Origin of the sequence: Halococcus sp. PRR34 (assembly GCF_028617175.1) — an archaeon.
Classification (GTDB): Archaea; Halobacteriota; Halobacteria; order Halobacteriales; family Halococcaceae; genus Halococcus; species Halococcus salifodinae.
In genome coordinates, this window is record NZ_JAQJDA010000006.1 from 105,219 (window position 1) to 117,242 (window position 12,024).

At 66.5% G+C, this 12,024-nt stretch carries 11 protein-coding genes; 6 read left to right on the forward strand and 5 right to left on the reverse strand.

Annotated elements, in window-relative coordinates:
* Positions 1-226 precede the first annotated feature (226 nt).
* Positions 227-1,483: a hypothetical protein gene (locus tag PHA81_RS09650; protein WP_005040256.1), complete on the forward strand. Its 1,257-nt coding sequence runs from the start codon at positions 227-229 to the stop codon at positions 1,481-1,483.
* Positions 1,484-1,790: 307 nt separating this feature from the next.
* Positions 1,791-3,053 (forward strand): glycosyl hydrolase, encoded by a 1,263-nt coding sequence (locus PHA81_RS09655; protein WP_273836617.1) that lies wholly within the window; start codon positions 1,791-1,793, stop codon positions 3,051-3,053.
* Positions 3,054-3,144: 91 nt separating this feature from the next.
* Here the strand turns inward: PHA81_RS09655 and PHA81_RS09660 are convergent, their stop codons facing one another.
* Genes PHA81_RS09660 through PHA81_RS09670 form a run of 3 tightly spaced genes read right to left on the reverse strand, consistent with a single transcriptional unit; the run spans position 3,145 to position 6,098 of the window.
* Positions 3,145-4,203, reverse strand: coding sequence for an ABC transporter ATP-binding protein (locus PHA81_RS09660; protein WP_273836618.1), 1,059 nt, complete (start codon positions 4,201-4,203; stop codon positions 3,145-3,147).
* Between the two features lies 1 nt (position 4,204).
* Entirely contained in the window at positions 4,205-5,014 is an 810-nt protein-coding gene (locus tag PHA81_RS09665) for an ABC transporter permease subunit (RefSeq protein WP_273836619.1), read from the reverse strand.
* A gap of 1 nt (position 5,015) precedes the next feature.
* Positions 5,016-6,098 carry an extracellular solute-binding protein gene (locus PHA81_RS09670; protein ID WP_273836620.1) on the reverse strand — a complete coding sequence of 361 codons (1,083 nt, stop codon included), beginning with the start codon at positions 6,096-6,098 and terminating at the stop codon, positions 5,016-5,018.
* Between the two features lie 58 nt (positions 6,099-6,156).
* Between PHA81_RS09670 and PHA81_RS09675 the strand changes: the two genes are divergently transcribed.
* Both PHA81_RS09675 and PHA81_RS09680 read left to right on the forward strand, forming a co-directional pair.
* Complete coding sequence (locus PHA81_RS09675) at positions 6,157-6,840, forward strand: TOBE domain-containing protein (protein ID WP_273836621.1); 684 nt, start codon at positions 6,157-6,159, stop codon at positions 6,838-6,840.
* 606 nt (positions 6,841-7,446) lie between these two features.
* Positions 7,447-8,691 carry a TrkA C-terminal domain-containing protein gene (locus PHA81_RS09680; RefSeq protein ID WP_005040272.1) on the forward strand — a complete coding sequence of 415 codons (1,245 nt, stop codon included), beginning with the start codon at positions 7,447-7,449 and terminating at the stop codon, positions 8,689-8,691.
* On the opposite strand, the gene PHA81_RS09685 is transcribed toward PHA81_RS09680, so the two are convergent.
* Together PHA81_RS09685 and PHA81_RS09690 are read right to left on the reverse strand one after the other, a co-directional pair.
* Entirely contained in the window at positions 8,692-8,889 is a 198-nt protein-coding gene (locus PHA81_RS09685) for a hypothetical protein (RefSeq protein WP_241430249.1), read from the reverse strand.
* A gap of 119 nt (positions 8,890-9,008) precedes the next feature.
* The gene (locus tag PHA81_RS09690; RefSeq protein WP_005040278.1) at positions 9,009-9,284 is read right to left on the reverse strand and encodes a hypothetical protein; all 276 of its coding nucleotides are present in this window, start codon (positions 9,282-9,284) and stop codon (positions 9,009-9,011) included.
* Positions 9,285-9,373: 89 nt separating this feature from the next.
* Here PHA81_RS09690 and PHA81_RS09695 point away from each other — a divergent pair, with 89 nt between their 5' ends.
* The gene (locus PHA81_RS09695) at positions 9,374-10,330 is read left to right on the forward strand and encodes a succinylglutamate desuccinylase/aspartoacylase family protein (RefSeq protein WP_005040281.1); all 957 of its coding nucleotides are present in this window, start codon (positions 9,374-9,376) and stop codon (positions 10,328-10,330) included.
* Between the two features lie 527 nt (positions 10,331-10,857).
* A complete protein-coding gene (locus PHA81_RS09700; protein WP_005040284.1) occupies positions 10,858-11,985 on the forward strand; it encodes a pyridoxal-phosphate dependent enzyme in 1,128 nt (375 codons plus the stop codon).
* Positions 11,986-12,024 lie beyond the last annotated feature (39 nt).

Here is a 12,024-nt window from a genome sequence, read left to right on the forward strand (position 1 = left end):
CTGCTCTGCCCGCGCTGGATCGTCTCGACGATCCTCATCCGGCAAGCATCACACTCCAGCAACGAACTCGCATCTGGTATTCGAACGACTGCGCCCGTGTAGCGCATCCGACGAGCAAACTCGTCGCGAGAACACCGGTTGAGCGCCACACCGTTGTGCTGTCACAGGAGACTGTGGTTCGGTATCGCTGGCGGAGATTTATACTGCCGTGTCGCCGTCCTTTCGTATGAACCGCACCCACGACCGCTACGATCTCCTCTACGAGCTCTACGATCGGTTCGACACCCGGACGCTCCGGGCGTACCAGACGTTCGTCGACGTGTTTCCGCCGGTGGACTCGCGGGTCGCGCTCGATCACTGGCAGGACGCCGAAAGCGCGCTCTCGGAGTCGAAAGCCGAGATCCGGGAGTCGTTCGATCGGGGCGAACCGCTCGCGACGATCGCGGCCCACGCCTCGCGCGACGAGGCGTTCACCGCGCTCGATCTCTGTGAGCGCCACGGTCGACCGGTGTCGGCGTTCGTCCTCGATGTCGACGAGACGCTGCGCTCGGCGGGCAGCACCGACAACGAGATTCCCCGCGAGACGCTCGGCTTCTTGACCGAATTCCACGAAGCGGGGGTGCCGATCGTGATCTGTACCGGCCAGACCTTGGAAAACGTGAAGGGGTTTCTGATCCAGGGTCTCGGCAGCGAGATCTTCCACTCCGGCGACCTCAGCGTGGTGTACGAGGCGGGCACTGGTGCGTTCACGCCCGGCCACGGCCCCGAGACCAAACAGCTTCTCTACGAGGAGTTGGACGAAACCATTCAGAACATTTTCTACCGGCTCCGTTCCGACGTGCTCTCCGAAGCGCCCGAGGAGATCCGGCGGGGCTGTCACCTCCAGGGCAACGAGTTCAACGTCACGCTCAAACCCAACTTCGAGATCGGCTCGGCCGACGCAACCCACGTGATCGACCGGGCGCTGGTCCACCAGCTCCGACTGCTCGGAAGGGCGGCGAGCGAAGCGTGCGATGCGAGCGAAGACGACGCTACGGCATGGGCGCGTGCATTCTACGCCGATGCCGATCCCGAAATCCGGACCGTGCTCGAAGCCGAGGGCGAACTTCCCGACCGGTCGGCAGACGAGGTGCCCGACGACCTCCGGGATCTCTTCGAGCGCATCGACGTCGCCTACTACGAGGGCGACGCCGCCGAGATTGGGAGCCGCGAACTCAACAAGGTGGTCGGCGTCGAGGCCGCCTTCGACGTGCTCGGGCTCGACGATCCCTTTGCCCTCGTGATGGGTGACTCGAAGAGCGATCTCCGGGTGATGGAGTGGGTCGCCGAGAATGATATGGGGATCGCGGCCGCGCCCGAACACGCTTCGATCGACGTCCTCGATCACGTCATCCGCACCGACGAACTCGTCTACGATCAGGGCGATGCCGCCGAGATCCTCCGGATCGTCTACGCGCTCAACCAGATCGCGCGTCTCGACTGACGAACCGTCGTTTTGGATCATTTTCCGACGTGTCGCGTCCGCGATCCGATGCGTCGCGTCCGCGTTCTGGTCCGAAGGCGGCCCGATCACGGCTCCGAGGGCCACGCCCCTGTCGAATCCAGTACGTATATCCGTCGTCCACACCGAGACGAACGGTAACCGACGCTCTCCGTCCAATCGTCCCCTGACCAACTGTCCCCGACCAACCGTTCCAGAACTCACCGATGTCCGCCATCCAGATACCGCTCCCGACGATCGCCCACTGGCCGCCCGGCGATCGAAACGCCACTCTCCTCCCCCACAGCCGATGAATCGCCGGACGTTTCTCCGATCGGTGGGGGTGATCGGCGCTGTCGGGACGAGCGGCTGTGCGGCACAGCTCAACCCGGTCGCCGAAACACCGACGCCGGAGCTCACGCCGACGCCCGAACCACCAGCAACCCGTGCGGGGACGGCACTCACCGGGATGTATCCCGGCGGGCCGAACCGCGAGGACGCGATCGCGAACCTCGGACTGTACACGGAGTGGCTCGACCAGCCGCCCGCGGTCGCGGTCGTGTTCGTCGACGGGCTGATCCCCGACGGCGCGAAGCAGGGGTTCGTCGAGGGACCGCTGACCGACATCTGGAACGCGGGCCACGTTCCCATGATCACGTGGCAGCCGTTCGCACAGGAGAAACAGCAAACGAGCGAGACCGTCGAGCGCGCGATCGCCGCGGGCGAACACGACGACCACCTGTCGTCGTGGGCGACGCTGCTCGAAGCGTGGGCCCGGCCGTACGGCGACCGCACGCGCGGACGGCGGTTTTACTTCCGACCGGCCCACGAGATGAACGGCAGCTGGTTCCCGTGGAGCGCGGTCGATTCCTCCCGGATCGACACGACCGTCACACCCGCCCCGAACGGCTCCGGCAGCGCGAACGGGAGCGGTGGCGAGAACTCGGCAGCCGGAACTCCGGAGGACTACGTCGAGATGTGGCGGCGGCTCTACGACGCGTTCGGGCGGACCGACCTCGACGCGACGAACGTCCAGTGGGTCTGGGCGGTCAACGCCGACGAGGTCGGTGGCATCCGGATGGAACGGTACTACCCGGGCGACGAGTACGCCGACTGGGTCGGCCTCGATGGGTTCAACTTCGGTGGGAGTCAGTCGTATTCGCGCTGGCGCACGCCCGAAGAACTGTTCGACCCGATGCTCGGCCGGCTGCGCGAACTGACCGACAAGCCGGTGACGCTGACCGAGTTCGCGACGAGCTCGTTCACGGGATCGAAAGGCGACGGCGAGTATCGACCCGCGCGAAAAGCCGAATGGATCGAGGCAGCCTACGAGTACGTCGCCGCAAACGATATCAAGATGACCTGCTGGTTCAACGTCGACAAAAGCGGGACCGACGAGGCCGACTGGGCGGTGTTCGGCGGCGAACGTGGCACCGAACAGGCGTCGGTCTCGGGCACGGAGTACGCTGCGTACGCCGCCTACAACCGGACGGTTTCCGGCGACGACTTCCTGGGTGCGCTGCCCGACTACCCGCCGCTGCTGACCGACGCGGAGTTCGCCGGCACGTTCTGAGCGAGTCACCACTTCCCGTCTCTATCGGTTTCCGTCCCGCTGAGAGCCACTCGTCCGACGACACATGTCCGATCCTGCCGACGCCTGCTCCTCAGCCGGCGTCGATCCCGTCACACTCGCCGACGATGTGGATCGCGTCCCGCGGCAGCGATAGCCGAACCCGCTCGCGGTCGTCGAGGCCCAGCCGGTCGTAGTCGGGCGGCGACAGCGTGGCCTGAACTACGTCGTCCGTGCCCGCCGGCGTGACGTCGATGCGGTAGCCGTCGCCCTCGAACACCCGACGTTGAACGTCTCCACGCAGCCCGTTCTGCCCGTCGGCAGCGAGATCGTCGACCACCGTGACGTACTCGGGTCGGATGCAGAACCAGACCACCTCGCCGACCGGGTACTCGTGGTCGGCAACGTCGAATCGGTGATCGGCCCATTCGAGAGCGGGAGTCCTCTTCTCCGCCGCGATCCGTGCCCGGAACAGGTTGGTGCTGCCGGTGAACGACGCGACGAACGGCGTCGCGGGCCGGGCGAACACCTCACTTGGCGTGTCGCATTGCTGTATCGCGCCGTCCTTCACGACGGCGAGCCGGTCGCCGATCGCCGTCGCCTCGTGCTGGTCGTGGGTGACGTACACGACTGGAATCGAAAGCGACGACAGGAGCGGTCGGAGTTCGTCGCGGAGCCGGCGCTTGATCGGCGCGTCGAGGTTGGCGAGCGGCTCGTCGAGCAACAGCGCCGCGGGGTCGGCGGCGAGCGAGCGCGCGAGCGCGACCCGCTGGCGCTCCCCTCCCGAAAGCGTCGCCGCTCGCTGGTCGAGCACGTCGCCGATTTCGAGCGTATCGGCGAGATCGCCGATGTTCTCCGTGGACGCCGCGGCGTACGCGACGTTCTCTCGGGCGGTCATATGCGGGAAGAGCGCTCCATCCTGAAACACGAGCACCGTCCCGCGATCCTCCGGCACACGGCCGGTGAGCTCCCTGCCGTTCAGCGTGATCGTTCCGGCGTCGGGGTCGGTGATCCCCGCAACCGCCGAGAGCAGCGTCGTTTTTCCACACCCCGACGGCCCGAGCACCGAGAGCACCTCCTCGTCGACCGCGAGATCGATCGGTCCGAGGTCGAACGCACCGTACGACTTCGTCAATCCGTCGATTGCGAGCATCTCAGTCCCAGGGGTTCGACGCGATGGTGTTGAGAATCACGAGCGCCGCGACCGCGATGACGACGAGAATGATCGCCACCGGATAGGCTCCATCGAGGCCGACCGAGACGAACGACACCCAGATCTGGACCGGCATCGTCCGGGGGTAGTACGCCAGCATCATGGTCGCGCCGAACTCCCCCATCGCGCGCGCAAAGGCGAGCGTCACGCCGGCGAGGATGCCTGGCGCGGCGAGCGGCAGCGTCACCCGGCGGGCGGTCGTCCAGCGGTTCTTCCCGAGCGAGCGCGAGGCGTGTTCGAGGGTTCGATCGACGCTCTCGAAGGCCGCCTTCGCCGTCACCACCACGAACGGCGAGGCGACGAACGTCTGGGCGAGCACGACACCGGCGATCGACCGTGTGAGCGGGAACCCGGCGTCGACCGCGGCCGCGCCGATCGGCGCGTTCGGCCCGAACACGGTCAGCAGGACGATCCCGCTCACCGTCGGTGGGAGCACCAGCGGCAGGATCACGGCCGCGAGCACCGCGTTCGTCCACCGCGTCTCGCTCCGTGCGAGCCAGTACGCGAGCGGCAGCCCGAACACCGTCGCGATGACCGCGCTGATCGAGGCCGACAGCAGCGAGGTGGTCGCCGCGTTCACCACCATCGGGTCGCCCATCCGACCGATGACCTCTCCGATGGGAACCGAGAGAAACAACGACACCAGCGGCGCGAGGTAGTAGAGACAGAGGACGCCGCCGAGCACCAGCGCGACGGTGAGCCAATCGATCGTCGGCGTTGCCGTCTCTGACTCCGTCGAGCGCGTCGCCATCTCAGAGCAAGACCGTGATATCCGACACCGCCGAGGACAGTTCTATCGGTGCTGTGCGCTGCCGTGACTGATTCGCCGACCGAGCCGCATTCGATCGGCTGTCGGGCTGCTTCGCGCTTGTGTTGGCTCCGCTCTCCTCACCGATCGCCTCCATGACGCGCTCGGGGACCGCTCCCTCGAAGGTCGGGAACTGCTCGCGCTGGACGAATCCGTGCTCGTCGAGATAGCTGCCGGTCGTGTGAACGTCGAACACCTCTAGGGCAGCGTCGCTCATCCTGCGGATGGTCGATCCGTAGCTGATGGGGCCACCCTGGATCTCCCGTCCGTTCGGAAGGCTGTACGAAACCGTCGCGTACCACTCCTCGTCGTACTGCGGGTTGCTGAGGTCGATCTCGTCGGGGAGGTCGATGTACTCGTACCCGCGCTCGACGGCCATGCTGCGGTAGGCGATCGCGGCGTCGATCGAGCCGGTCTCGAACTGGCTGATCAGCGCGGTCTCGGGATAGATCTGGTCGTTCTCCAGCACTCTTTCTTCGAGGTTCGACGCGTCGTCGTAGTACCGTGAGGCGAGTTCGAGCATAAATAGTGCCCGGTAGCCGAGCGGGTCCTGTTTCGGATCGGTACGACCGATGTCGACCGCACCGTTCGCCAGCGGTTCGTACCACCGCTTCTTCCCGGCGTCGGCGAGGCGTTGGCCGCCCTCTGTGTCCGGATTGTACGCGAGCACGACGGCGTTGCTCGTGAACACCGAGTGCCACGACGGGGAGAGCGGCTGCTCGAACAGCGCCACGTCGGCGACGCTCACGATGTCGGGGTCGCGTTTGCCTTCGGCGATCATGCGGGCGACGGTCGCCGACCCGTGTGCCTCGATCGTCACGGGCACGTCGACTGCGGGTTCGAGCCCGTTCGTCAGTGCGTTCTGCAGGCTCCCCGCCGAGAGGATCGCGATCGATGCGGACGTGCCACCACCGCTCTCGCGGCCGCTCCCGACACAGCCGGCCGCTCCCGCGACTCCCATCGCTCCGACGCTCCCGAGGAACGCTCGCCGCGAACATCCCTGCAAGCGTTGTTCCGGCGCGGACACAACTCCGTTATCGCAATCCGGACATAAAGCTCTTGCTCGCGGATCACGAGGGAGGGGTATGGACGCGGGGTTCGAGGCACGCTTACAGACCGACGGCGCGTCGTTCGAGGCGGCGGATGCGGCGCTGTTGCGCGCCGTCGACGAACACCGGTCGCTCAACGCGGCCGCCGACGCTCTCGGACGGTCGTTCTCACGCGCTCACAAGCGAATCACGGTCCTCGAAGACGAGTTCGGCGCGCTCGTCGAGCGCCAGCGCGGTGGGGTCGGCGGGGGCGGCAGCGAACTCACCGACGCTGCACACGACCTGCTCGCACGCTTCGACCGCCTCCAAACGGCGTACACCGGCACTGCTACCGTCGAGGAGACTGTTCTCCGAGGTCAGGTCATCGACCGTGACGGCGAGCTGGCGACCGTCGAGACGGCTGCCGGGACGGTGCGCGCGCTGGCTCCCGAGGCCACAGAGCGAGTTCAGGTGACGCTGCGGGCCGACGCCGTCACGCTCCACGCGCCGGACGACATCCCGGAGACGGGTGAGATGAGCGCCCGCAATCGATTCCGTGGTACCGTGGTCGATCTCGATCGTGGCGAGACGATCGTCCGCGTCGGTGTCGATATCGGGGCTACGGAGCCGCTGGCCGTGCTCGTGACCCACGACGCGCTCGCGGCGCTCGACCTCGTGGCCGGCGATTCGGTCGTCGCGTCGTTCAAGGCGACGGCGACCCGCGCGACGGCCGTCGAGTGACCTGCGGGATAACTGCTCTTCTCGAACCAGACCGGAGCCGCCTTTTCCGACCGTCTTCGCCGGTATCAACCTCTCTGATCAACTGCCGATCCGTGGATCACCGATGGTATTGATATCGTGGTATGAAATTTATTACTGTGTGGATAGCGTGATCTCGCGGCTTGATACCATCTAAGGACTGATTTCGGTGAGTCGGCCCGTGAACGCCACTACTCATCGAAGATCGCCCACTAGTTTTACGACGAGGGTCCTGCCAGCGAACGTACGGCTGGCACTGATCCGGTTTGGGTGGTGTCTGCCTGACTGTGCGATAAGACAGTCACCTCGATCCGATGTCCAGCGACCGCTGGGTATGCACATTGTTCAGAGCAACTGCTGGCCACGGTAACCACTGAACTCTGACAGAGCTACTCGCTTCCTTCGCTGCGTGAAAAGTGTCTGTCTGATCTCACCAAACCCTTGGATCGAGCGATGGATACACCCAATAAATCATAGAGCACTATATTGAAATTCCAGCGAGAGTCGAGCGTTTCCCTGACTGGAGAACGACGACACGATCGGCCGCGACGCACGAACCCTTTTGTCGGCCTGGACGAACCTCACGACATGACACGGGCGGTCGGGTACGAGCCGCGGAGCGTCAAACAGCTCCTCGCGGAGATGAAAGACATCGCAGAGCTGATGATCGACCTCTCGTACTCCGCCGTCCTGCTGCGGAGCGATGCGGTCGCGGAGGCCGTCCTCGACCTCGAAGCCGAGATGGACGTGCTCCAGCTCCGGACCCGGATGAGCCTGCTGATGGCCGCCCGGAGCACCGACGATGCGGAGGCGCTCGCACCGGTGCTCGGGATCGTGGGGGCGACCGAGAAGATCAGCGACGCGACCGGCGACATCGCGAAGGTCGTCGTCGAGGACATCGGACTGCCGCCCGCGATACGCGCCGCGCTCCCCGCAGCGGTCGAGACGCTGGTTCGCGCCCGCGTCGCCCCCGACGCGCGCTTCGCCGACGCAGCCCTCGGCGAGATCGATCTCGAAAGCGAGACCGGCGTGCGCGCGATCGCGATCCGGCGTGCGGGCGAGTGGCTGATGAACCCCGACCGCGAGACGCACCTCCGCCCGGACGACGCCGTGTTCTTCCGCGGTCCCGAAGAGGGGATCGCGGGCGTCTATCGGAGCACCACCGGCGAGCATTACGCGCCGCCGGACGCCCCCGAGCCCAGTATCGCCGACCTCGATCGCGCGATGGATTCGGTGGTGTTGATGAAAAACATGAGCGAGCTCGGTGTCGATCTCGCCTACGGCGCGGTGCTGTTCGACAGCGAGGACCTCGCGCGCGAGGTGGTGAGTTTGGAGGCCGAGGTCGACCAACTCCAATCGCGCTTCGAGGCGTGGACGCTGCAAGCGGCCGCGAAGGTCGACGATCCGGTGTCGCTCCGTGGGCTCGTCCACCTCGCCAGGAGCACTGAGGTCATCTCGGACGCAGCGGTCGAGATCAGCGAGGGCGTGCTTCGGGGGCTCGGCTCGCATCCGGTGATCGCGGAGGCCGTCAAGGAGTCCGACGAGGTCATCGTCCGGCTGACCGTCGCGCCCGACAGCGATCTCGACGGCGCGACACTCGGCGGCCGGATGGTTCGGACCGAGACCGGCATGGGCGTGATCGCGGTCCGGCGGACGACCCATGAGGCCGTTACTGTCGAATCAGTGACCGACGAGTCGGTGACCGAAGTGCGGGACGACTGGATCGTTTCGCCCGGGCCGGACACCGAACTCGCCGCCGGCGACGTGCTGCTCGCGAAGGGGCCGCAGACGGCGGCCGAACGACTCCGGACGCTCGCCGGCGCGATGTCGTAATCAGTCCCGATCCTCGTCGTCTTCATCCGGATCGTCTCGGTCGTCTGCATCGTGATCGTCGTCGTCCGCATCGTCTCCGTCGTTTCTACCTGAGTCACCGACGAACGGAAGCGACGATCGCCAGTCGACGAGAGCGTGAACGAGACTGCCGCCGAGCAGACCGACGGCTAGTAGCCCGAACAGTATCGGTTCCGGCATGCTCCGGCGTTCGCTCCACGGATTGAAAAGAAACCGACACATGACGATTTCGCTGACTACTGCGAGGACGACGCACCGAGCGCACGCAGGCGTCGGCCGTTTCGCTCCGTCATGGTCGGCTATTGCTCGCGGGCGAGTCGGTAGGCGGATATCAGCGTCAGGGTCACCGTCACGAGCGCCGCGCTGCCGAACGCGAGCGTCACGGCGAGGACGACAAAGAGCAGCGGCGAGCCGCGCGTGTCGGCCGCTGGCCCCGCGAGTTCGAGCACGCGATAGGCGTAGGCGAGGACCGCGACCGCGACGCCGGCCGCGAGCCCGATCTTCGCGTTGCGCGGGACCGACAGCGCCGCGGCGAACTCCGCGGTCGGCGGGCGTTCCGGAGCGTCGTTCGACACGTTCTTCCTCCCAGCGGCGGGCCCAAATCCCCGTTGATTCGGCGCGGATATCGAACGCCTCAAGAACGTTCGGCGGCCGTCATCGAACGATGACGAGCCTCGGAACCGCGAGCGCGGCTCCCGGTGAGATCGACACCGGGCGGCTGTCGGTCGGCGAGACCCGCGATGGGAGCCCGCTGGGACTGCCGGTCTGTGTCGTCAACGGCGCAGCCGACGGCGACACCCTCTACATCCAGGCCGCGAGCGACGGCGACGAACTCAACGGCGTCGGCGTCGTGCGCTCGCTGGTTCCACAGCTCGATCCTGACGACCTCGCTGGAACGGTTCTGGTCGTCGGGATCGTCAACCTCCACGCCTTCCAGGTGGCCGAACACCGCAACCCGATCGACGATACCAAGCTCAATCGGGCCTTTCCGGGCGACGAGCACGGCTCCTCCTCCGAACGCATCGCCGCCGCCGCCTTCGAGGCCGCCACCGGCGCGGATCTCGTGCTCGATCTCCACCAGGGCTCGACGAGTCGGATGATCCACGAGACCCGCGTGCGGTGTGGCCCGCGCCACCACCTCCACAGCGAGTGTCTCGAACTCGCCAAAACATTCGATTGCGGCCACATCTTGGACCAGAAGGGCCCCGACGGCCAGCTCGCCCGCGCCGCCCCCGATGAGGGCGTTCCGACGATCGATCCCGAGCTCGGCGGTGCGGTCGGGCTCGACGAAGAGAGCGTCGCGATCGGCGTTGAAGGGATCTTCAACGTGCTCACCGCGTACGGGTTCCTCGATGGCGACGTCGATCCCGGCGATCAGGTCCGTGCGACCGGGTTCGAGCAGTACGGCGCGCCCGCCGGCGGCCTCGTCGATTTCGCACCCGATCTCGGCGAGCACGTCGAACAGGGCGACCGGCTCTTCCACGTCACCGATGCGTTCGGCACGGTGCAAGCCGAGACCACCGCCGACGTCGACGGCGTGTTCTGGCGGACCCGCCGACTCCCACAGGTCGCCACCGGCGAGTACGTCTGCTCGGTCGGGACCGATATCGATCGCTTCTAGCCACTTTTTTACTGCGGGGGTCGCGCTCGCTACGCTCGCTTGACCCCCGCTTGTAAAAACCTGTTCTGCCGAGCGAAGTGAGGCAGAGCTCGGAAGACGAGCGGTGAGAGGCGCGACCGACGGGAGCGCCTCAATGCGAACGGCGAGGAACGAGCCGTGAGCGAAGCGAGTCTTCCGGTGGACTAAAAACACCCGCTCGCTCACTCCGTTCGCTCGCGGTGGGGTCGCTGGCACTTTCCGCAAACCGCACAGCACCGCCCAAGCCCTCAGTCGCTTCGCTCCTTCGCCCTCGATCCACCAGGAGAGCAAAGCTCTCCTGAGCCTCGTGGTTCGAAAATCAGAGATTTTCGTCACTAAGCGGGAGCGAAGCTGCCACGAGGTCCAAAAGAGCCAACGGCTCTTTTGAAGATCACGAAAGACGCGAAGCGTCTTTCGAACGAACTCGCTTTGCTCGTCGAGACGCCAGGTCCGCGCCGCACCGCCTCGCAACCGCCACCTACTGGTTCACCGCGCCCAGTTCATCAACCATGCCCACCGACCTCCGCTGTCCTGTCTGCGGAAACAGCTACGCCGACCACTGGCGCTGCGAGTGCGATCACCCGCTCGATTTCGCCACCCAGCCACTGCCGGACGGCCCCGCGCCCGCGTTCGCCGATCTCGACACCCGCGACGGACTCTGGGCGTTCGCGGACTTCCTCCCGATCGAACGGGCGGCCGATCTCGGCGCGGGCTGGACGCCGATCGTCGATAGCGAGGGACGCCTTCCCGCGGAAAGCCGGCCATCGGCCGGCGATGCGCCCGAGTGGAACGCGACCTTCAAACTCGAATACGTCTCGCCGACGGGGAGCTTCAAGGATCGCGGCGCGGCGACGACGATCGCGCGCGCGATCGAGTGCGGGGCCGACCGCGTGATCGAGGACTCTTCGGGCAACGCCGGAACCGCGATCGCGACCTACGCTGCCCGCGCGGGCCTCGACAGCGAGATCTACGTACCGGCCGACGCGAAGGCCGCGAAGCTCCGAGCGATCGAGCGCACGGGGGCCGACGTCGTGCGAGTGGAGGGCACCAGAGCGGCCGTCACAACGGCCGCGATCGAGAACGTCGAGAACGATGCGGGCTGGTACGCGAGCCATGCGTGGAACCCTGCCTTCTTCGCCGGCACCGCGACGTTCGCGCTCGAACTCGCCGCCCAGTGCGACTGGCAGGTGCCGGACGCGATCGTCTCCCCGCTCGGCCACGGTACCCTCTTTCTGGGGGCGTACCGGGGCTTTCGCGCGCTTCACGAGGCCGGCTGGACGGACGAGATGCCGCGACTGCTCGGCGCCCAGGCCGCCGGCTACGCACCCATCGTCGACAGACTCGACGGCCACACCGACCCCGACGACCCGAACGATCTCGCCGACGGCATCCAGATCCGCGACCCTGTCCGGATCGAGGCGATCTGCGAGTCGATCCAGGCCACCGATGGCGACGCCATCGCGATCGACGCCGAGACCACCCGTGAGGAACACGAGCGGCTCGGCCGAGCGGGCTTCGATGTCGAGCCGACGTGTGCGGTCGCGCCGGCCGCGCTCCACGAGTACCGCGAGCGCGGAGTCGTGGACGACACCGATCACGTGGTCGTTCCGCTGACGGGGGCGGGATCGAACGCGTGACTGGGGCTCGTGATTCGGAGTGGAATACGATACATCCCC

Bases quoted from the DNA above. Each gene is read 5' to 3' on its own strand.
- PHA81_RS09650 (WP_005040256.1), top strand. From the start codon at position 227: ATGAACCGCACCCACGACCGCTACGATCTCCTCTACGAGCTCTACGAT.
- PHA81_RS09655 (WP_273836617.1), top strand. From the start codon at position 1,791: ATGAATCGCCGGACGTTTCTCCGATCGGTGGGGGTGATCGGCGCTGTC.
- PHA81_RS09660 (WP_273836618.1), bottom strand. From the start codon at position 4,203: ATGCTCGCAATCGACGGATTGACGAAGTCGTACGGTGCGTTCGACCTC.
- PHA81_RS09665 (WP_273836619.1), bottom strand. From the start codon at position 5,014: ATGGCGACGCGCTCGACGGAGTCAGAGACGGCAACGCCGACGATCGAT.
- PHA81_RS09675 (WP_273836621.1), top strand. From the start codon at position 6,157: ATGGACGCGGGGTTCGAGGCACGCTTACAGACCGACGGCGCGTCGTTC.
- PHA81_RS09680 (WP_005040272.1), top strand. From the start codon at position 7,447: ATGACACGGGCGGTCGGGTACGAGCCGCGGAGCGTCAAACAGCTCCTC.
- PHA81_RS09685 (WP_241430249.1), bottom strand. From the start codon at position 8,889: ATGCCGGAACCGATACTGTTCGGGCTACTAGCCGTCGGTCTGCTCGGC.
- PHA81_RS09695 (WP_005040281.1), top strand. From the start codon at position 9,374: ATGACGAGCCTCGGAACCGCGAGCGCGGCTCCCGGTGAGATCGACACC.
- PHA81_RS09700 (WP_005040284.1), top strand. From the start codon at position 10,858: ATGCCCACCGACCTCCGCTGTCCTGTCTGCGGAAACAGCTACGCCGAC.